The sequence below is a fragment of the Streptomyces sp. NPDC091282 genome (genome assembly GCF_044757385.1).
Lineage (GTDB): Bacteria > Actinomycetota > Actinomycetes > Streptomycetales > Streptomycetaceae > Streptomyces > Streptomyces gramineus.
Genome location: NZ_JBIVUX010000001.1, coordinates 833,848 through 853,784, shown reverse-complemented (window position 1 = coordinate 853,784; position 19,937 = coordinate 833,848). Strand labels below are relative to the sequence as shown.

The window sequence follows — 19,937 nt, the reverse complement described above, 5'->3', positions numbered from 1 at the left end:
CAGGACAGCGCGCCGCCGTCGGCAGACGATGCAGTGAGCAGCCGAACCGACGACCGGCCCCGGGGGGACGACCGATGACAACCGGCCCTACGCGCACCCTTGTCCGACTGACGCTCGCCAACCGGGTCTCGGTGGCCTACCTCGCCGTGGTCGCCGTGGTCGTCGCCAAGGCGGCGGCCGACTCGCCCGGTGCCGCCGACGGTCCCGAGCAGGAGTTCGCCTGGCTCTGGCCGCCGCTGGTCACCTTCCCGGCCTTCCCGCTCGTCGCGGCGCTGGGCCGGACGGCATGGGGCACGCCGACCGGTCCGGCGTGGTCCTTCGCCGCGGTGCTCGTCATATCGGCGTTACTGCAGTCGCTGGCCCTGGGCGCCCTCGGACAGGCGGTGCGGACCCGCCACCAACGCATGCTCCGCTCCTGCTGACACCCCACCACCCGCGGCGGACACCAGGACTCACGCGACCCGGACCCGCGAGGCCCGGAGGCCACACCCGGGCCCGGACGTCACGCCGCCCGGCCCCCGGAACTCACACCCGCTCGCCGGCCGTCCCCACGACCTGGCGGATCTCCGCCGACTCCAGGCGGTGTGCCGCGCGCTCGGCGGTCGTACGGGCCCAGCGGCCGTTCGTCAGGGCGCCGATGACCAGGACCGCGAGGCCGCAGCCGGCGAGGATCCACCAGCCGGGGCGGGCGGCGGTCACGAACGTCTGGCGGTACGACGACGAGCCGATGCCCGACGCCAGCACCGCGCCGATCACCGCCACGCCCAGGGTCTGGCCGAGCTGCCTGCTGGTGGAGGCGACGGCGGCGGCCACGCCCGCCTGCGACCTCGGCATCCCGGAGACCGCCGTGTTGGTGATCGGCGCGTTCACGAAGCCGAAGCCGATGCCGAACAGCACGTAACCGAGGAAGAGCGTCGTGTCGGAGGTCTCCGCCTCGAAGGCCGCGAACAGCACCGCGCTCCCGGTCATCGCCACACCGGCGATCACCAGCGGCAGCCGTGGGCCCCGGCTGCCGACCAGGCGGCCGGCGAACGGCGCGCACAGGAACATCGGGACGGCCATCGGCAGCATCCACAGCCCCGCGTGCAGGGCGTCCAGGCCGCGCACGTTCTGCAGGTACAGCGTGGACAGGAACAGGAAGCCGCCGAGCGACGCGAACGCGCTGATCGCGATCACGGTGGCCCCGCTGAACGGCGCTGAGCGGAAGAACCGCAGGTCGATGAGGGGTTCGGCGCGCCGCGGCTCGTAGACGAGCAGTCCGGCCAGGGCGGCGACGGCCACCGCGGCGAACGGCAGCACCGTGGACGCGCTCGCGGTCGGCGCCTCGATGATCGAGTACGTCAGTGCCCCGAACAGCGCGATGACCAGCACCTGGCCGACCGGGTCGGGCCTGCGGGCCTTCGGCGCCCGGGACTCCGGCACGAATCGCAGCGTCAGCAGCAGCGCGGCGAGGCCCACCGGAAGGTTGACCCAGAAGATCGCGCGCCAGCCGACCGACTCCACCAGCAGGCCGCCGACCAGCGGTCCGGCGGCCATGGATATGCCGACCACCGCTCCCCACACGCCGATCGCCCGCGCCCGCTCGCGCGGGTCGGTGAAGGTGTTGGTGATGATCGACATGGCGACCGGGTTGAGCATCGAGCCGCCGACCGCCTGGAGCATGCGGAACGCGATCAGCGATTCGAGGTTCGGCGCCAGCGAGCAGAGCAGCGAGCCCACCGAGAAGACGACCAGGCCGGTCATGAAGACCTTCTTGCGGCCGACCCGGTCGCCCGTCGACCCGGCGAGCATCAGCAGCGAGGCCAGGACCAGGGTGTACGCGTCGATCGTCCACTGCAGACCGGCGGTCGAGGCGTGCAGTTCGCGCTGCATGGACGGCAGGCCGACATTGAGGGCGGTGGTGTCGAGACTCACGATCAGCAGGCTCATGCAGCAGATCGCGAGCACGAGCATGCGTCGGCGATGGGTCAGCTCGGGCATGGTCCCCATCCTACGCCGATGTCGATAGTGCGTCTAACTAATGAGTGTTACATGATCATGACGGAGGGTGTCCGGCGGGCCGTTGTCCACAGGGCGGCCGAGCACCGCGCGACGTACGGGACAATGGGGGAATGCCCGAGTCCACGACCCCGCTCCAGATCGGCCCGCACACCGTGGCGCCGCCGGTCGTCCTGGCCCCCATGGCCGGGATCACCAACGCGCCCTTCCGCACCCTGTGCCGAGAGTTCAGCGGGGGCAAGGGCCTCTTCGTCAGCGAGATGATCACGACCAGGGCCCTGGTCGAGCGCAACGAGAAGACGATGCAGCTGATCCGCTTCGACGCGACCGAGAAGCCGCGCTCGATCCAGCTGTACGGCGTCGACCCGGCCACCGTCGGCAAGGCCGTCCGCATGATCGCGGAGGAGGGCCTCGCCGACCACATCGACCTGAACTTCGGCTGCCCGGTCCCCAAGGTGACGCGCAAGGGCGGCGGCGCGGCCATGCCCTACAAGCGCAACCTGATGCGCGCGATCCTGCGCGAGGCGGTCGCCGGGGCCGGGGACCTGCCGGTCACGATGAAGATGCGCAAGGGCATCGACGACGACCACATGACCTACCTGGACGCCGGCCGCATCGCCGTCGAGGAGGGCGTCACCTCGATCGCCCTGCACGGCCGCACCGCCGCCCAGCACTACGGCGGCACCGCCGACTGGGAGTCCATCGCCCGCCTGAAGGAGCACGTCCCGGAGATCCCGGTGCTCGGCAACGGCGACATCTGGTCCGCCGAGGACGCCCTGCGGATGGTCCGCGAGACCGGCTGCGACGGCGTCGTGGTGGGCCGCGGCTGCCTGGGCCGGCCGTGGCTCTTCGCGGACCTGGTGGCCGCCTTCGAGGGCCGCCCGCAGGACATCGCGCGACCGGCGCTCAAGGAGGTCGCCGACGTCATGGTCCGGCACGCCACCCTGCTCGGCGAATGGCTCGGCGACGAGTCCAAGGGCGTCGTCGACTTCCGCAAGCACGTCGCCTGGTACCTCAAGGGCTTCGCGGTCGGCAGCGAGATGCGCGGACGCCTCGCCGTCACTTCCTCGCTGGCCGAACTCCGCGCCGGCCTGGACGAACTGGACCTCGACCAGCCCTGGCCGGCCGGCGCCGACGGCCCCCGCGGCCGCACGTCGGGCAACAACCGCGTGGTCCTCCCGGACGGCTGGCTGAAGGACCCCTACGACTGCTCGGGCATCGGCGAGGACGCGGAACTGGACACCTCGGGCGGCTGAGGCCGGGAGCGGTCTCGACAGGGAGCCGGGGCCCTTCGACACTTGCCCCCATGGGGGACAGTGCGGTGTGGGTCGCGGCGTTCACCGGCGGGACCGCGGTACTGGCGGGCTGGGTGACCAATCTGGGCAATGTGCGCGCGGCCAGGGTGCAGGCGGAGGCCTCGGCACGCGCCGAGCGGCTCGGCCGGGTGCGGGAGTCGCGGCGCGCGGCCTACGCGGACTTCATGGCACAGGCCCACGCCAAGGGCGAGCTGTACTGGAAGGGCGACTTCCTGCTGCACGGCGGGTCCCCACCGGCCGCGCCGACCGGCCTGGACGACCTGCGCGCGGACCTGAGAAGCGCCTACGACCTGCTGCTGCACCGTGTGCGGATCGTGGCCCTGGAAGGCCCCGCTCCCGCCGCGACGGCCGCCCAGGCGGTCCTGGAGGCGGCGAGACGGGCGAACGGGGCCCTGTACCGGCACTCGCTCGGGGAGGCCGGCGCCCGCGACCTTTTCGACGAGGCCCGTCAGGGCTTCACGCGGTGCCTGGCGGAGTTCGTCGAGGTGGCGCGGGCGGCGACGGAGGCGTCCTGAGCGGCGGTGCCTCCTCCCTGCGTCAGTTCGTCTTCGGGTGCGGGGTGGAGCCGTAGGCGGTCAGGAACTTGTCGCGGAACGCGCTCATCTTCCACACCGGGGCGTCGTGCGCCGGACGCAGACCGTCGGTCCAGTTCCAGGAGTCGATCGCGTCGAGCACCTTCGGGTCCTTGGCGACGATCGAGATCGGCACGTCACGGTTGGCGTGGTTGCCGCTGACCCGGGCGATCGGCTGGTGGTCGCCGAGGAAGACCAGCACCGTGTCGTCGTTGCCGTAGCGCTGCAGCCACTCGGAGAGCGCGGTCACCGAGTACTGGACCGACTTGCCGTACTCCTGACGTGACTTGGTGGTGTCGGCGATGACGTCGGAGGCCTTGTTGCCGGCCTTCTGGATGGCGTCGAAGACCGAACCGTCGCCCAGCTGGTCCCACGGCACCATCTTCGGGATCGGCGCCCACGGCTGGTGGCTGGAGGTCAGGATCAGGAACGACATCCGCGACTTGCCGTCGGCCGGCTTCTTGCTGTGCACCCGCTCCTGGAACTGCTGGAGCGCGTACTGGTCGGGCATCGTCGACCAGCTGAACTTCGGCCCCTGGTAGCCGAGCTGGAAGGCGTTGTAGACCTTGTCCAGGCCGTAGTAGCTCTGCTCCGGCCAGCCCTTCTGGATGCCCGGCATCACGCCGACCGTGTCGAAGTCACCGGTCTTCTGGAAGGCCTTGGTGATGCTGAGGTGGTCGCTCGCCATGACCGTCCGGTAGCGCTGCTGGTTGCTCACCCACAGCCCCGACATGGTGGTGGAGTGCCCGAGCCAGCTGCTGCCGCCGTAGGTCGCCGACGTCAGCCATCCGCTCTTGGCGGCGAAGCCGGCCTTGGCGAGCGCCTTGGTCTGGGCGTCGAGCGTGCTGTCGACCCCGGGTGCCTCGATCGGGTCCTCGATGGCGCTGCGGCCGTAGCTCTCGATGAACGTGAAGATCATGTCCTTGCCGCGCAGGTCGGGCACCAGCTGGTCGGCCGGGGTGTTCCCGAACGCGTCCACCTTGGCGACCTTCCGGAACTCCGCCTCGTCGTGCAGGGTGTCGCGGACCTGACGGGCCTTGATCTCCAGCGCGTTCGCGGTGCGGTCGGAGGCGAGCGGCACCCCGCCGGCGATCTGGAGGCCGAAGGAGGAGCAGGTGATCCAGACGACACCGGCGATCAGCGTGCCCCGGGTGGCCTGCCGCTGATGCCGGGCCAGCAGATTGCTCAGCCGTACCGTGGCCAGGGCGAGCAGCACGAACAGCAGCAGCACCAGGACGACGGCGCCGACGCTGACAGCGACGGTGGCCGTCTTTCCGAGGGTGTCCTCCAGGTACGACTCCGCGTCGCCGAGCAGGCTCCAGTCCAGGATCGCGTTGAAGCTCCGCCCGAGGTACTCGGTGAACCCCATGTCGAGGAAGTTGATCAGGGTCAGCGCGCCGAGCACGATGCCGAACACCGTGGCCAGCACGATCCGGGGCCGCCGGGGCAGCGCCAGCGCGACGGCCGCCGCGACGATCCCCTCGGACGGGATCCGCAGGAACTTCGCCGGGCCGAGCCCGACGAGGGTGTTCGGCATCACCAGCGCGGCGATCACCAGCGCGGCGCAGAGCACAGTGATCCCGACGGAGATCGCGGAGGCGGCACCGGGATGAACGTCCCGCCAGGCCGCCCGCCGCACCCGGACCCGCCCGCTCCAGGCGGCCCACCCGCGCCGCCGCCCGCCCGCGTCCGGGACGGCGCCCCCGGCGGATCCCTCCGCGCTCGCGTCGCCGGAGGTGGCGTCGGTGTCGGCGCCGGTGTCTGTGTCTGTGTCTGTGCCGGTGTCGGCCCGTCCCTCGGCCTCGGCCTCGGAGACGGCTGCCTCGGATTCGAGCGCCGCCGAACCGGATTCGGCCTCGGCCTCGGCTTTGGATACGACGGTTCCGGCCGCCTCGGTCTCGGCGTCCGGTTTCCCGGGCGTGGCGTCGGACCTACCGGGCGTGGCGTCCGCACTTCCCGGCGTGCTGTCCGCCGATTCGGCCTCGGCGTCCGCATTCCCGGGCGTGGCGTCGGACGTCCCGGCCGTGGCTATCGCCGTTTCGGGCTCGGTGGCCGCCGATTCGGTGGCGGTCGCGGTCTCGGTGGACGGTGCGGGACCGTCGGTCGTGGTGTCCGACACCGGGCCTGATCCCGGAGCGGGTTCCGGAGCGCGATCCGGAGCGGGTTCCGGCTCGGCCGGTCCCGGTCCGGCGGCCGCGTCGGTGCTCCCGGGCGCCGGGGTCTCGGACTCCGCCGGTGCGGCCTCGCGTTCGGACGGCCCCGAGGGCGTGTCCGATGACTGGCGAATGCTCGTGTGCTGAGGCAACCCGGAGGTCCTTCCGTGCGAGACCCGTGGAACGGAGACGGCGGGCCGGCGCCGAGGAGAGCCGGCCCCGCCGTCCTTCCGTACGGTCCTCACCAGGCCCCTGTTCAGGTCTTTCGGCAAACAAGGGGCAAATACAGCGTGCCTCTGGTGAGGCGCGGGCCACCGCGGAGGCTACGCCCCGCCCACCGCGGTCAGCAGCGCCAGCGGCGCCGCCGCCGACCTGGACTCCCGCACGCACGCATGCGGATACGGAACCGGTTCCGGATGCGTGTCCCGCCCGTATCCGGCCAGCACCTCCGGCAGCCGGTGCCCGCCGGCCGTCGCCGCGTCGACCAGCCCGTGCGCCACGGCCCGCGCCTCGTCGTGCAGCCCGTAGCGGGCCAGCCCCAGCGCGATGAGCGCGTTGTCGTGCGGCCACACCGATCCCCGGTGGTACGACAGCGGGTGGTACGCGGCCTGCCCGGCGGCCAGCGTCCGTACCCCCCACCCCGAGAAGAAGTCCGGCTCCAGCAGCCGCCGCCCGACCTCCTCGCCGTACTCCTTGTCGAGCAGCCCCGACCACAGCAGGTGCCCGGCGTCCGAGGCGAGCGCGTCGACCTGCCGGCCCTCGCCGTCCAGCGCCAGCGCGGGGAAGGCGGGCCCGTGCATCCAGAAGTCCCGCTGGAACCGGTCCCGCAGGTCCGCCGCGGCCTGTTCGAGCAGCGCCGCGTAGGTCTCGTCGGCCCACACCGTCCGCGCCACCCAGGCGGTGCGGCGCAGCGCGTCGTACGCGTACCCCTGCGCGCCCGCCGCCATCACGGTCCCCACCGGCCGGCCGCCGTCGGCGGAGCAGATCGCGCCGGGGGAGTCCTTCCAGTTCTGGTTGGCGAGGCCGCCCTTGTCCGCGCGGTAGACGAGATAGCCGCGCGAGGTCAGCCCGCCGTGGTCGAGCATCCAGCCGACGGCGGCACGGGCGTTGCGCTCCAGGCGGCGGGCCATGGCGGTGTCGCCGGTGCGCTCCACGTAGGCGCCGAGCAGGATCAGGAAGAGCGGGGTGGCGTCGACGGAACCGTAGTAACGGCCGTACGGCACCTGCCCGAAGTGCGCCAGCTCGCCGTGCCGCACCTCGTGCACGATCTTGCCGGGCTGCGCCACCGAGTGCGCGCCGGCCTCGGTTGCCTGGGTGGCGGCGAGGGCCGGCAGGGTGGCGGCGGCCAGCCGGGGGCGGTACGGCAGGGCGAAAAGGGAGGTGATCAGGGCGTCGCGGCCGAGCAGGGTGAGGAACCAGGGGGCGCCCGCGGCGGGCACCTTGAGGTCCTCGCCGTCCGGGCCGGTGGCCGGGACCTGGAGCGCGGCGAGGTCGGAGAGGCCGCGGGCACAGGCCGCCGCCAGCTCGGGCCAGCCGGTCGGGAAGGCCACGCCCTCGACGAACTCGCCCTCCAGAGCGAGAAGCTGTGCGTTGAGCGCGGCCGGGTCGCGCGGGACGCGCAGCGCGCGCCGGTCGCCGTGCGGGCGCCCGATGACGCGGACGACCAGTTCGGTGGTGCCGTGCGGGGCGAGTTCCAGCGTCCACACCATGCGGCGGGCGCCGGTCCCGGTCTCCTCCACGCCGTCCGGCGGCGGTTCGGCACTGATCGTCGTACAGGACCGCCACTCGCCGCGGCGGTAGCCGAACTCCAGCCCGTCGCCGAGGACCTGGCGGGAGCGCACGGCGCCGGACTTGGTGTAGGTGCGGTGGTCGGCGCGGAGTTCGAACTGGTCGGTGAAGTCGGCGTCGGCGGTGATCGCGAGCCGGACGGTGGCGGGCACCGGGCGGTTGCTGGTGATCCGCAGCGACTCCGCGAACGAACCGTCGCCGACGGCCTGTTCACGGAAGACGGTGTACGCGGGCGGCTCCTGGCGGCCGCCGCGCGGCACCAGCACGCACCGGGTGCCGTCCCCGTCGGAGACCGGGGTCAGCACCTCGGGCAGTGCCCCGTCGACCGTCAGCTGCCAGCGGCTGAGGTGCCGGGCGTCCCGGACGAATAACCCGTCCGGGGAGCCGCCGCCCCGGACGCCGCTGATGTCTCCGCGGTCGTCCACGGCGGCGAACGTCGCGCCGTGCACGAGCAGATGATGCCGGTCCGTCATCCCCGGTCCCCTCCTCTGGTCAACAGGTCGAACGGGGGGCGCCTGCCGAAGACACCCCGTTTTGTCAGCTCTTGTCCATCTTTTGAAGCTGTCGGTGGCTGAGCTGTCCGTGGTGCGCCACGTGCTGCCGGCGGTGCAGGTCGAGGGCGAGCGCGGCCGTCCAGCTGAACCCGGTCGCCCCGCACGCCTCGCCCGTGTACGGGTCGGCGTACTCGGCGAACCCGGTGGCGTCGGCCGCCTCGACGACCGCCGCGCCGACCGCGTCCGCCCGCTCCCGTTCGCCGTGCAGCCGCAGCCCCCGCTCCAGCAGCCAGCCGGTGTTCGCCCAGGCCGGGCCGCGCCAGTAGCGGTGCGGGTCGAAGGCCGCGCCGAGCAGGTCGTAGCTGGGGACCAGGTGCGTGCCGGTGCCGAAGTGCGGGCCGCTCAGCGTCCGCACGAGCGCGGCCGCGATCTCGCCCGGCAACTCCGGCACGATCAACGGGATCAGGCCGGAGACACCGCGCTCGGGGATCGGGCCGCCGCGCAGGTCCCGGCAGAGGAAGATCTCCCGCTCCGGGTCCCACAGCCGCTCCACCAGCGCCGCCGTCAGCCGCTCCGCGCGCGCGTGGCGGGCCGTACCGGCGGCGCCCAACTCCTGCGCGATGTGCGCCAGAGCGTGCTCGGAGGCGATGAGCAGCGCGTTGAACGCCGGGTCCTCGACGGCGAACTCCCGCTGCCGGTCGGCGTATCCGGCGTCCCGGTAGTCCGCGGCCAGCCGTACGTACCGCCCGTAGTCCAGGTCCGTCGGCCGGTCCTCGGCGGCGCCGTGGTCCAGGTCGGCGCGCTGGAAGGAGCGCGCGGGGGCGGGCGCGACACGGGCCAGGGGCGCGTCCCAGCAGGGGCTGTTGTCCATACCCTGTTCCCAGGGGTGCACGACGGAGGCGAGACCGCCGCCGCCGAGGTCCCGCCGGTGCAGCAGGTAGCGGTGCCAGGCGGCGAGCCGCGGGTGGACGGTGGCCAGGAAGCCGCGCGCCCGGGACAGGCCGGGATCGGCGAGGTGCACCAGCCACGCCGCCAGCGCGTGCACCGGTGGCTGCACGATCCCGGAGGTCTGTACGGTGCGCGGGGCGCCCGCGGCGCGGCCCGCGGTCGAGGAACGCCAGAAGTCGGGGCTCGGGAAGTACGCGTCGAGGGGCACGGAGGGGTTGAACACGATGTGCGGGATCCGCCCGTCGGCCCACTGGGCGGCCAGCAGCGTCTCCAGTTCGGTCTGCGCGCGCAGCGGCGACAGGTGCCGCAGGCCGATCGCGATGAACGCCGAGTCCCAGGACCACTGGTGCGGATACAGGCTCCGGGACGGCACCGTCGAGCCGCCGGTCCAGTTGGCGGCCAGCACCCGTGCCGCCCTGACGTGCAGGGAACCGGGACCGGCGGGGCCGGGGGCGCGCGTGGACGGCGGATCGTATGCGATCCCGGAACCGAGCGCATGGGCTGTGAGCTGGGCAGTGCGATCCACTCGGGGCTCCCCGAAGACGTCCGGCCGGCCGGGTTCGGCAGTGGCTACCGTAGGGTTACGTCTATTTAACACGCAAAACTCAATATGTAATGCAAGCTTGAGAAACACAAGGGGGTGCGCATGACCGGACGTCCCGGCAGGACCGGCAAGGGCGGCGGACAGGCGAGCTCGGGCGAACTGCTGGAGCTGGTGCGCAGCGGACGGGCCGTGACGCGCGGCGCCCTCCAGCAGGCCACCGGGCTCTCCCGCGCGACCGTCGGCCTGCGCCTGGACCGGCTGTTCAGGGCCGGCTGGCTGCGCGAGGGCGCCGGCGGCCCGGTCGACTCGCCGCTCGGCGGCCGCCCCTCGATCACCCTCGAATTCGACGACTCGCACGCGGTGGTGCTGGCCGCCGATCTGGAGACCCGGCACGCGCGGGCCGCCGTCCTCACGCTGACCGGCGAGATCCTGGCCGAACACGCGGGCACGCTGGTCGTGCAGGACGGCCCGGACGCCGTGCTCACGGGACTCGGCCGGTGGTTCGCCGACCTGCTGGACAAGGCCGGGCACTCGCCGGCCGAGGTCTGCGGGATCGGCCTCGCGGTGCCGGGCCCGGTGGAGACCGAGACCGGCCGCGTCGTCCAGCCGCCGATGATGCCGGGCTGGGACGGCTACGACATACGCGGCCGCATGGCCCGCGCGTTCACCGAGCACACCGGCGCGCCGCCGGGCGTTCCGGTCCTGGTGGACAACGACGCCAACCTGATGGCGTACGGCGAACAGCGCACCGGGCACCCGGACTGCTCGGCGTTCGTCCTCGTGAAGGTCTCCACCGGTATCGGCGCCGGAGTGGTGGTCGACGGCTCGATCTACCGGGGCATCGACGGCGGCGCCGGGGACATCGGCCACATCCGGGTGGGCGCCGAGGCGCAGTGCCGCTGCGGTTCGTACGGCTGCCTCGCCGCCGTCGCCAGCGGTGGCGCGGTGGCCCGGCGGCTGGCGGAGGCGGGGGTTCCGGCGGCCTCCGGCTCGGACGTGCGCGATCTGCTCGCCTCCGGCCATCCGGAGGCGGCGGCCCTGGCCAGGGAGGCCGGACGCCGCGTCGGGGACGTGCTGGCGACGGTCGTGACCCTGCTGAACCCGGGGGTGCTGATGATCGCCGGGGATCTGGCGGGCACGTCGTTCCTCACCGGCGTGCGCGAGCTGCTGTACCAGCGGGCACTGCCCCGCTCCACCGCCCACCTGGACGTCGTGACCTCGCGGCTCGGTGACCGGGCCGGGGTGATCGGCGCCGGGGCGCTGGTCGTGGAGCATCTGTACGCGCCGGACCGGGTGGAGGAGCGGTTGCTGGCGCTCGGGATGTGAGGCGGCCGGGGCGCCGCGAGACGGCGGCATGTCCGTCCGGTGTCCGCGTCCGCCCGCTGTCCGCATGGTGAACTTCCGGCGTCTGTGGCAGCGTGATTCTCGCCACCCTTGATAAGGGTTGCGCTCAGATGAGCGGATCTTGAGCGGCTGCACTTCTCCAAGGGGTGGCACTGGGTGCCACCCTTCGATCGTTCATCGATCGAAATCAGACGTGCAGTCCACCCGCTCATCTGAGCGAAATAGTGCCGCTCTGAGCAGTCATGCGTTCAAGAAGTGAAAACATGTGCGCCTCTCCGCTTGCCAACCTTTGACTTTCGATCCGGTGGCGGACGGTCGGTTACGAGCGCATGACACGCGAGTAGACGTACCCAGGCGCCTTCGATCTGGGTATGTTCCTCGCCGTCAGGGCAGCCATCGCGTCCTTCAGGGAGTCGAGACCCGTGTCGGAAAACAAAGAACCCCACGTAGCGAAGTTCGTTTACGACTTCACCGAGGGAAACAAGGACCTCAAGGACCTCCTGGGTGGCAAGGGCGCGAACCTCGCCGAGATGACCAACCTCGGGCTCCCCGTTCCCCCCGGCTTCACGATCACGACGGAAGCCTGCAAGGTCTACCTCGACAGCGGCGAGGAACCGGTGGCACTGCGTGACGAGGTGAGTGCGCACCTCGACGCGCTGGAGCAGCGGATGGGCAAGAAGCTCGGCCAGGCCGACGACCCGCTCCTGGTCTCCGTCCGCTCCGGCGCGAAGTTCTCCATGCCCGGCATGATGGACACGGTCCTGAACATCGGTCTCTCCGACAAGTCCGTGCAGGGCCTGGCCAAGCAGGCCGGCGACGACCGCTTCGCGTGGGACTCCTACCGCCGCCTCATCCAGATGTTCGGCAAGACCGTCCTCGGCGTCGACGGCGAACTCTTCGAGGAGGCCCTGGAAGCGGCCAAGGACGCCAAGAAGGTCACCGTCGACACCGAACTGGAGGCGGCCGACCTCAAGAAGCTGGTCACCAGGTTCAAGAAGATCGTCAAGGCGGAGGCCGGCCGGGACTTCCCGCAGGACCCGCGCGAGCAGATGGACCTCGCGATCCGCGCGGTCTTCGACTCCTGGAACACCGACCGCGCCAAGCTCTACCGCCGCCAGGAGCGCATCCCCGGCGACCTCGGCACCGCGGTCAACGTCTGCTCGATGGTCTTCGGCAACCTCGGCCCGGACTCCGGCACCGGCGTCGCCTTCACCCGCGACCCGGCCTCCGGCCACCAGGGCGTCTACGGCGACTACCTCCAGAATGCGCAGGGCGAGGACGTTGTCGCGGGCATCCGCAACACGGTCGCTCTCGCCGAGCTGGAGACCATCGACAAGAAGTCGTACGACCAGCTGATGCAGATCATGGAGACGCTGGAGAACCACTACAAGGACCTCTGCGATATCGAGTTCACCATCGAGCGCGGCCGGCTGTGGATGCTCCAGACCCGTGTCGGCAAGCGCACCGCGGGCGCCGCCTTCCGCATCGCGACCCAGCTGGTGGACCAGGGCCTGATCGACGAGACGGAGGCGCTGCAGCGCGTCACCGGCGCCCAGCTCGCGCAGCTGATGTTCCCGCGCTTCGACGAGCAGGCGAAGGCTCAGCAGGCCGGCCGGGGCATCGCGGCCTCGCCGGGCGCGGCCGTCGGCAAGGCGGTCTTCGACTCGTACACCGCGGTCAAGTGGTCCCGCTCCGGCGAGAAGGTCATCCTGGTCCGCCGCGAGACCAACCCCGACGACCTCGACGGCATGATCGCGGCGGAGGGCATCCTGACCTCCCGAGGCGGCAAGACCTCGCACGCGGCCGTGGTCGCCCGCGGCATGGGCAAGACCTGCGTGTGCGGCGCGGAGGAGCTGGAGGTCGACACCAAGCGCCGGCGCATGACGGTCCCCGGCGGCCAGGTGGTCGAGGAGGGCGACGTCATCTCCATCGACGGCTCCTCCGGCAAGGTCTACCTCGGCGAGGTCCCGGTCGTGCCCTCCCCGGTCGTCGAGTACTTCGAGGGCCGGATGCACGCGGGCGCCCAGGACGCCGGCGAACTCGTCGAGGCCGTGCACCGGATCATGGCGTTCGCGGACCGCAAGCGCCGGCTGCGGGTGCGCGCCAACGCCGACAACGCCGAGGACGCGCTGCGCGCCCGCCGCTTCGGCGCCCAGGGCATCGGCCTGTGCCGCACCGAGCACATGTTCCTCGGCGACCGCCGTGAACTGGTGGAGCGCCTGATCCTGGCGGACACCCAGGAGGACCGCGAGGAGGCCCTGCAGGCCCTGCTCCCGCTCCAGAAGAAGGACTTCGTCGAACTCTTCTCGGCGATGGACGGCCTCCCGGTGACGGTCCGTCTCCTCGACCCGCCGCTGCACGAGTTCCTCCCCGACATCACGGAGCTGTCGGTCCGGGTGGCCCTCGCGGAGTCCCGTCAGGAACCCCACGAGAACGAACTCCGCCTCCTCCAGGCGGTCCACCGCCTGCACGAGCAGAACCCGATGCTGGGCCTGCGCGGCGTCCGCCTCGGCCTGGTCATCCCCGGCCTGTTCACCATGCAGGTGCGGGCCATCGCCGAGGCCGCGGCCGAACGCAGGAACGCCAAGGGCGACCCGCGCGCCGAGATCATGATCCCGCTGGTCGGCACGGTCCAGGAGCTGGAGATCGTCCGCGAGGAGGCCGACCAGGTCATCGCGGAGGTCGAGCAGGCCACGGGCACCAGCCTCAAGCTCTCCATCGGCACGATGATCGAACTCCCGCGGGCCGCGCTGACGGCGGGCCAGATCGCGGAGGCGGCCGAGTTCTTCTCCTTCGGCACCAACGACCTCACCCAGACCGTCTGGGGCTTCAGCCGCGACGACGTGGAGGCCTCCTTCTTCACCGCGTACCTGGAGAAGGGCATCTTCGGCGTCTCCCCCTTCGAGACCATCGACCGCGACGGCGTCGGCTCCCTGGTGAAGTCGGCCGCCGAGGCCGGCCGCGCCACCCGCCCCGACCTCAAGCTGGGCGTCTGCGGCGAACACGGCGGTGACCCGGAGTCCGTCCACTTCTTCCACGAGGTGGGCCTGGACTACGTCTCCTGCTCCCCGTTCCGCATCCCCGTCGCCCGCCTGGAAGCGGGCCGCGCGGCAACCCAGTCGGAGGGCAGCGACCACCGCTGACGAACCCCGGGTCCGTCGTCCGTCCCCGACCCTCAAGACCGATGGACGACGGCCCCGGCACGCAAGAAGGGGGCGGCACCCTGTGCGGGGGTGCCGCCCCTTGGCGCATGGTCTGCGGGGGCTGGCGAGGTGTGTCGTTGAACAGGAAAAACGGGGTTGGTTGCCGTTGAGCCCACGTGATGCCGTTGTGCCCTCCGGTTACGGCTGGGCCTCGTCCACGGTTCGGTCCCCGGCTCAAGGGGAGGTGCCGCAGCCCGCGACAGGGTCAGGATTCGAAGTGGGGAAGGTGAAGCCGGCAGTCACAGTGGGCCTGGTCCGGCCTTTCGCTACCTGCAGTTTCATGTGTTCCTTCCTGTACTGGGGGACACGTGAGGGAATACCGAATCCGGTTCACAGGGTCGGCTCCGACACCTTTGACTCGGAACGATTACTCACTGAGCCTTTTCCAGCTTCAGGCGATAGCCGATCGCGCTGTGCCACGGGCATCTGGTAGACCCTGGCTATGACGTTCTTGGCGGTGGTCGAGGGTGATGTGGGTGGATGGCGCATCGATCGTGACGCGCTGACAGACGCGATCCGTGCCCGGTGATCCGGGGTTGAGATCGACTCAATGCACAGCAGTGAAGTGCGCAGCCTCATATGGCAGTTGGAGACGGAGAACGGCCCAGGTGAGGCCTATCTGCACCAGGACGGCACATGCCTGTACATGGACGTCTGGGAGGAAGACGCGATCTGGTTGGCGATCGTCTTCCGCGAGCTGGCGCCAGTGAACCTTGACCTGGTGTTCTGCGATGAGGGTTACACCTTCGATGTTCGTCTGCGAGCGGGCACGACCGAGGCCGAAGTGACGGACCTGGTGAATGCTGCGGGTTGATCTCAGCCCGAGGCGGCGAGCTGGAGGACCAGGACGGCTTGAACGAGGCTCGTGATTCGGGTCGTCGAGCAGCGGAGCTTGCGCAGGTGTCGCCAGGACTTGAGGGTGGCAATGGCCCGCTCAGCCAGTGCGCGGACCTTTGCGTGGGCTCGGTTGACGGCCTGCTGGCCGGTGGGAAGGCTGTCCCATCGGCCGCGGTAGGGGAGACGGAACGTGCCGCCTGCCCCCTGGTAGCCCTTCTCCGCCCAGCAGGTGATGCCGGCCTCGGCGAATGCCTCGATGACGCCGTGCTCGCGTCGGCACGGACGTCATGGACGGCGCCGGCCAGGGTTGGTGAAACCCACAGTTGTTTGCCCGAGTAGGACGGACGGTCGGCTGTGGTTCGGTCGATCGGCAGAAGGGTCCCGTCCAGGAGCACGTACGCCTTCGTCGATGCCGCTCGTACGGCTTCGGTGAGGGGGGGCGAGGGCGGCCAAGAGGCTGACGGCCTCGGTGATGTACCGGTAAGCAGTGGGTGGTGCCGATCTCGAATCCGGCCGCGAGCTGGGCGTAGGGCTGGGCGGTGCGCAGGTGGGCGAGGGTGAGCAGGGTCTGACGGCCTGCGTTCAGGCGGCGCTATCGGGTTCCGAGAGCGCGGCGGTGTTCCCTCGGACGGGCGGCGAGGAAGCGCACGGCAGAGCTGGACACGTCGACGCCGGACGGGTAGACAAACATGCGAAGCCTCTGGTGGAGAGGTTCTCTTGGTCGAAAACCCATCTACCAGGGGCTTCAGCTGTCTGGAAGCCGAACTGTCAGCCTTTTACGGGAAGTTGGAAATAGCTCACTGCCTCCCAGGCCCCGGATCCGGTCGCCTCGGCGGGTCTACCGGGCGCCAAGTCCTGTCGCTTTCGGGGGCAGGAATCCAGACGTCATAGCTCAGTTGCGGCATGGGGGGTTCGCCGTGAGATTCAGTTATGCCCCAGAGTTCTTGATACAACAACGCGCTAAGTGATGGATCGAGAGTGGCGCCAACTCCTTCTGCCGCCCATCTCACCATCATTTGCGCCGCGCGATCCAGCCCTTCCTCGGTGGCGCTGGGAAACGCCAGGACCAAGGAAGCGCGAGCATTCTCGATGGCACTTCGTGAGCGCATCAGAAATGACCCCCCTGAGGCCTGTATGTCATCGCTGAGCCTCACAGACTGCGCACAGTCCGAATACTGCCGCGAGTGAAGCTGTCATGCGATTTTGATCCTCGGCACGTCGCAGGCTCTCATGTCGATCAAGCTCGCCAAAGTCGACTGTTGACATGGTGTCGCTAACCATGACTTCCCAATGATCCTGCGCAATATCCCAAAAATTCCGGTGCGCGATCCTCACGAAGACGTCGACAAAATGCTGATCGGGAACTGATTTGTTAATATAACTGCCCAGGGCTGTAATTGGCGCAGGAGGTCGCAGGCGCTGCCCGATCGTCCGGCGTCGATAAAGGAAGCTGGACGACATCTGCTTGGCACTTTCAATCCGTGCAGTAATTACATGACCCGCCACTCCACCGATGATCGCGGGAACGATGAGCCAGCCGAGGATCGAGGCAGACCACAGCCAAAAATGCTGAGGAGCATCCATCAGGGTGAATGCCCTGTAGACGCCACCAAATCCCTCTTTTTCAAGCTTGCCTTTATTGTTCAAAACAGTTACCCGCGCAGCAAAAAGCCACGTGATGAATAACACCGCCAGGAAGGGGAGACCGTAGTCGATTATCCACTGACTCGTCCCCGAAAGAGCTTTCCGTGAGCGAAACGCCCTCCTGAAGCGCTTACTTAATGGCTGTCGCGGCGGCGGATCCAAGTGGTGCGGAACCGGGATTGCGGTCATCGGCAACTGAGACCCCCCAAAAAAAGAATCACTTAAGGCTAGGTGAGTCAACCCGTTCCGCAGGCGGAAAACGCGTCAGTTGTGACAGAAGTGTCACATAGGGCAGGGGTCGACCGTCGGGCCGCCCATGTCGAGTTCAGGTGAATTTCGTTTTGCAGCTCGCGCAAGTGCCCGGCTCTGGCCACCTCTGCGATTGTTGATCGGACGTTCGGCATCACCGTAGGCCACGCGGAAAGCGCGCAGGACAGGCAGGCCGTTGGGCAGTTGCAGCACTTCGAACTGCTCTCGCGCAGGCACTCGGGCCGGCACTCGGTCCACCGTGTGTCGCGGCGGGTACCCCATCTCCGGGAGCAGGGCGGACGTTCCACCACGGATCTTCCGCATCTCCGTCATCGCGGTCCCGCGGGCGGGTTCAACGGGGTAGTACGACTTGACCAGCTCGACCGGAACGTGGTCGTACGAAAGGACTTGGCTTCTCATGGCTGCCGTGCCCCCCTCGCTCAGGCCGAGCGCTTTGGCGACCTCGCGGGCGACCGCACTTCCGCGACCTGAAGGAGCCTGCTGCTCTCCCGCCTGCTTCTCCTGCCGGCCACGGTGAGCCATGAGTACTGCTCGCCGGGGGGTGACGGCTGTCCGGTGTCAGCCGGCCGGATGGCCTCCTGTCCGTCGGTTCCGTCGGGTGGTCATCCAGGTAAATGATCCGCCGCTCTGGCCCGCGCTTCGCGGACCGCGTCCGCGCCCTCGTCGCGCAGTGTGCCTCGCCTGTGGGCCTCCTCGCCTCGACGGAATTCGTGGACCACCTGGATTTCGCCGACGATGTGGGCGTTGAAGTCGTCCAGTTCCTCGGCCGGAACCCAGAGTTCGAGGATCGTCCCACCGGCCTGCTGGACGGGATACCGGCCCAAGAACTCTGATGCGACCTCAAAACGAGTGACGAAGCCGGCGCCATCGTGTTTCGCGTTCCAGTCCCGCGCGATCCTGACCGCGTAGTCCTCGTTGAGGACCGGGTAGAAGATCGGCTGCTCGGGCAGTCCGGGCGGCCAGGCACGCCAGTTCAGCTCCCGAACCAGATCCAGCTCCCTGGGGCCGGTGGGGCGCCACAAGGTCGTCGTTGCTTGCCGGCCGGTCATCTGCTCGCTCTCCGAACGTAGGCCGCTGGTGCGGCGGGTGGGGAGAGCGGACGATTTCGGGACCGCGGAGCCCTCAGCCAGGCGGTTTCCGCATCGTGACCAGCAGGTACGGGACTGTCCATGGGCAATCCCGGAGGCGCCTGTTCGACGACCGGTCGCCGACGGACGCCGACGGCCGGTACTCCAGTGCGACTTCGTGATGTGGCTAGGCGTCGAGGTAGTGGTAATCCCCGGCCGGGACACCGATCACCAGGCCGCCGCTGTGGACTCTCCATTCGCTTATGCCGTCGACCTCGTGGCTGACCAGAAACAGCCCCCGCGGCCTCTCGTCGTACTCCTCGTCCTTGTAGGAGGCGGGTATCTGGGCGATCTGACGCAACCTCTCCTCGAACCAGGCGAGTGACACCGCGTGGATGTTGCCTCCGTAGAAGGCCCACCTGACGTCGTTGTACTGGCGAGCGGGGAACGCCCAGCCCCCGCTGTAGGTGCTCTTCGGATCGTCTGCTTCCACGATCTCCTTGATCTGGGCCAGCTGTTCGTCGTCGCACTCCAGCCAGCCCCTGACCGAGGCCATGATTCCCACGGCGGTTGCTCCTCTTTCGTGTGATCGCGCTGCCCCGACGCACGGTTCCTACGCGCTTGCACGCTAGGGGTGACCTGCCCGGTCGCACAAAGGGATTGACGGGTGGATCAGCCGCCTCGGGCGAGAGTGCGCCGCCCCATCCGGTCGTCGCTCGTGATTTCGCGCTGGGCCGCTCGGGTGGGGACGAGAACGGCAAACGTGCTATCGCCAGGGGTTGTGCGGACTGAGTACGAACTGTGGACGGACTTCACGGACTTGCCGCCCGTAGTCCTCGGCTCGCTCTTGGACCTGGCCGTGAAGGTCCGGGCGGTGGAAGCGGAGCCGCCGACGGACCTCCGGACGGGGGGCTTCGCCCGCCTGTGCGCGCAGTGGGCATGCGGCGCCGTACCTCGGAGGACCGAAGACCAGGCAGAGGATCGGTCTGTTCCTCGAAGGCGTTCGGAGTCGGCGGTCGTCAGAGGAGGCCGAGGTCGCCGAGTTCCTTGTGGAGGTCGGCGCGGGGTTGCGGGGTGGCGTCGGTGAGCGGGCGGGGGCGGCGGTCGCGCAGGAGCCAGGCGCCCAGGAGGCCGCCGAGCAGGCCGCCGAGGTGTCCGAGCCAGCTCACGCCCGGTGTGCCGGGTACGGCCACGGTGAGGAGGTAGGCGAAGGACGCGCCCATCACGATCCCGATCAGCGTGTCGATCAGGTGCCGGTCGAAGAGGCCGCGTACGACGACGTAACCGAAGTATCCGAAGATCAGGCCGCTGGCGCCGACCGTGGCCACGTCGCCCTTCTCGAAGAACCAGACCACCGCGCCGCTGCTCACCGTGATCAGCAGGGTCAGCGCGAGGAACCGCAGGACCCCGCGGTAGGCGGCGAGGAAGCCGAAGACGAACAGCGGGCCGGAGTTGCTCTCGATGTGCGCCCAGTTCCAGTGCAGCAGCGGCGCGAGCAGGATGTCGGGGAGCGTGCCCACGTCGCCGGAGACCACGGCGTGGTGCCGGGACAGGTCGTAGTGGTCGGCGGCGTTGGCGAGTTGCACCAGCCAGACGACGGCCAGCAGCGTGAACATCACGAAGAACGCCTTGCGCGCCTCCGCGATCATCTCCTCGGGACTCGTCGGCCCCGGACCGGCCCACCGCGCGTCCGACCTACCCATGGCAGCATCCCCCTCCACCTTCACCTGTTACTTTACGCGCGACATATCGCCGGGCC

The 19,937-nt window shown here is 69.9% G+C and carries 14 protein-coding genes and 3 pseudogenes; 7 read left to right on the top strand and 10 right to left on the bottom strand.

Going from position 1 to position 19,937, the window contains the following annotated elements; genetic code table 11:
• Positions 1-74 precede the first annotated feature (74 nt).
• Complete coding sequence (locus tag ACIQOE_RS03890; RefSeq protein WP_401409508.1) at positions 75-422, top strand: SCO4225 family membrane protein; 348 nt, start codon at positions 75-77, stop codon at positions 420-422.
• A 103-nt stretch (positions 423-525) separates the two neighbouring features.
• On the opposite strand, the gene ACIQOE_RS03885 is transcribed toward ACIQOE_RS03890, so the two are convergent.
• Entirely contained in the window at positions 526-1,980 is a 1,455-nt protein-coding gene (locus ACIQOE_RS03885) for an MFS transporter (protein ID WP_401409506.1), read from the bottom strand.
• Between the two features lie 131 nt (positions 1,981-2,111).
• Here ACIQOE_RS03885 and dusB point away from each other — a divergent pair, with 131 nt between their 5' ends.
• Entirely contained in the window at positions 2,112-3,254 is a 1,143-nt protein-coding gene (gene dusB / locus ACIQOE_RS03880) for a tRNA dihydrouridine synthase DusB (RefSeq protein ID WP_399008193.1), read from the top strand.
• Positions 3,255-3,304: 50 nt separating this feature from the next.
• Positions 3,305-3,829 (top strand): hypothetical protein, encoded by a 525-nt coding sequence (locus tag ACIQOE_RS03875; protein WP_365577018.1) that lies wholly within the window; start codon positions 3,305-3,307, stop codon positions 3,827-3,829.
• Between the two features lie 22 nt (positions 3,830-3,851).
• On the opposite strand, the gene ACIQOE_RS03870 is transcribed toward ACIQOE_RS03875, so the two are convergent.
• From ACIQOE_RS03870 to ACIQOE_RS03860, 3 genes are all read right to left on the bottom strand, one after another.
• On the bottom strand, positions 3,852-6,005 hold the full coding sequence (locus tag ACIQOE_RS03870; RefSeq protein ID WP_401409503.1) for a sulfatase-like hydrolase/transferase: 2,154 nt from the start codon (positions 6,003-6,005) through the stop codon (positions 3,852-3,854).
• Positions 6,006-6,362: 357 nt separating this feature from the next.
• The gene (locus ACIQOE_RS03865; RefSeq protein ID WP_401409501.1) at positions 6,363-8,300 is read right to left on the bottom strand and encodes a glycogen debranching N-terminal domain-containing protein; all 1,938 of its coding nucleotides are present in this window, start codon (positions 8,298-8,300) and stop codon (positions 6,363-6,365) included.
• A gap of 64 nt (positions 8,301-8,364) precedes the next feature.
• Positions 8,365-9,795: an MGH1-like glycoside hydrolase domain-containing protein gene (locus tag ACIQOE_RS03860; protein ID WP_401409499.1), complete on the bottom strand. Its 1,431-nt coding sequence runs from the start codon at positions 9,793-9,795 to the stop codon at positions 8,365-8,367.
• A gap of 120 nt (positions 9,796-9,915) precedes the next feature.
• Here ACIQOE_RS03860 and ACIQOE_RS03855 point away from each other — a divergent pair, with 120 nt between their 5' ends.
• From ACIQOE_RS03855 to ACIQOE_RS03845, 3 genes are all read left to right on the top strand, one after another.
• Positions 9,916-11,139: an ROK family protein gene (locus ACIQOE_RS03855; protein WP_351319655.1), complete on the top strand. Its 1,224-nt coding sequence runs from the start codon at positions 9,916-9,918 to the stop codon at positions 11,137-11,139.
• A 440-nt stretch (positions 11,140-11,579) separates the two neighbouring features.
• Positions 11,580-14,300, top strand: coding sequence for a pyruvate, phosphate dikinase (gene ppdK / locus ACIQOE_RS03850; RefSeq protein ID WP_365577025.1), 2,721 nt, complete (start codon positions 11,580-11,582; stop codon positions 14,298-14,300).
• A 610-nt stretch (positions 14,301-14,910) separates the two neighbouring features.
• Positions 14,911-15,174 carry a hypothetical protein gene (locus tag ACIQOE_RS03845; RefSeq protein ID WP_401409497.1) on the top strand — a complete coding sequence of 88 codons (264 nt, stop codon included), beginning with the start codon at positions 14,911-14,913 and terminating at the stop codon, positions 15,172-15,174.
• A gap of 2 nt (positions 15,175-15,176) precedes the next feature.
• Here the strand turns inward: ACIQOE_RS03845 and ACIQOE_RS03840 are convergent.
• The 5 genes and pseudogenes from ACIQOE_RS03840 to ACIQOE_RS03820 all read right to left on the bottom strand — a co-directional run bounded on the left by ACIQOE_RS03840 (position 15,177) and on the right by ACIQOE_RS03820 (position 18,734).
• Positions 15,177-15,888, bottom strand: a pseudogene (locus tag ACIQOE_RS03840) (transposase family protein).
• A 446-nt stretch (positions 15,889-16,334) separates the two neighbouring features.
• Complete coding sequence (locus ACIQOE_RS03835; protein ID WP_401409495.1) at positions 16,335-17,030, bottom strand: DUF6313 family protein; 696 nt, start codon at positions 17,028-17,030, stop codon at positions 16,335-16,337.
• Between the two features lie 93 nt (positions 17,031-17,123).
• The gene (locus ACIQOE_RS03830) at positions 17,124-17,510 is read right to left on the bottom strand and encodes a UTRA domain-containing protein (RefSeq protein WP_401410101.1); all 387 of its coding nucleotides are present in this window, start codon (positions 17,508-17,510) and stop codon (positions 17,124-17,126) included.
• Between the two features lie 302 nt (positions 17,511-17,812).
• A pseudogene (locus ACIQOE_RS03825) lies at positions 17,813-18,160 on the bottom strand (hypothetical protein); the annotation flags it as partial.
• Between the two features lie 205 nt (positions 18,161-18,365).
• On the bottom strand, positions 18,366-18,734 hold the full coding sequence (locus ACIQOE_RS03820) for a hypothetical protein (protein WP_401410099.1): 369 nt from the start codon (positions 18,732-18,734) through the stop codon (positions 18,366-18,368).
• Between the two features lie 216 nt (positions 18,735-18,950).
• Here ACIQOE_RS03820 and ACIQOE_RS03815 point away from each other — a divergent pair.
• Positions 18,951-19,112: pseudogene (locus ACIQOE_RS03815) on the top strand (ATP-binding protein); the annotation flags it as partial.
• 85 nt (positions 19,113-19,197) lie between these two features.
• On the opposite strand, the gene ACIQOE_RS03810 reads toward ACIQOE_RS03815, so the two are convergent.
• Entirely contained in the window at positions 19,198-19,881 is a 684-nt protein-coding gene (locus tag ACIQOE_RS03810) for a rhomboid family intramembrane serine protease (protein ID WP_401409493.1), read from the bottom strand.
• Positions 19,882-19,937: the final 56 nt, after the last annotated feature.

Coding starts and splice junctions, on each gene's coding strand:
- ACIQOE_RS03835 (WP_401409495.1), bottom strand. CDS start 17,030: ATGACCGCAATCCCGGTTCCGCACCACTTGGATCCGCCGCCGCGACAG.
- ACIQOE_RS03875 (WP_365577018.1), top strand. CDS start 3,305: ATGGGGGACAGTGCGGTGTGGGTCGCGGCGTTCACCGGCGGGACCGCG.
- ACIQOE_RS03890 (WP_401409508.1), top strand. CDS start 75: ATGACAACCGGCCCTACGCGCACCCTTGTCCGACTGACGCTCGCCAAC.
- ACIQOE_RS03865 (WP_401409501.1), bottom strand. CDS start 8,300: ATGACGGACCGGCATCATCTGCTCGTGCACGGCGCGACGTTCGCCGCC.
- ACIQOE_RS03820 (WP_401410099.1), bottom strand. CDS start 18,734: ATGGCCTCGGTCAGGGGCTGGCTGGAGTGCGACGACGAACAGCTGGCC.
- ACIQOE_RS03885 (WP_401409506.1), bottom strand. CDS start 1,980: ATGCCCGAGCTGACCCATCGCCGACGCATGCTCGTGCTCGCGATCTGC.
- dusB (WP_399008193.1), top strand. CDS start 2,112: ATGCCCGAGTCCACGACCCCGCTCCAGATCGGCCCGCACACCGTGGCG.
- ACIQOE_RS03855 (WP_351319655.1), top strand. CDS start 9,916: ATGACCGGACGTCCCGGCAGGACCGGCAAGGGCGGCGGACAGGCGAGC.
- ACIQOE_RS03810 (WP_401409493.1), bottom strand. CDS start 19,881: ATGGGTAGGTCGGACGCGCGGTGGGCCGGTCCGGGGCCGACGAGTCCC.
- ACIQOE_RS03845 (WP_401409497.1), top strand. CDS start 14,911: ATGCACAGCAGTGAAGTGCGCAGCCTCATATGGCAGTTGGAGACGGAG.
- ACIQOE_RS03830 (WP_401410101.1), bottom strand. CDS start 17,510: ATGAGAAGCCAAGTCCTTTCGTACGACCACGTTCCGGTCGAGCTGGTC.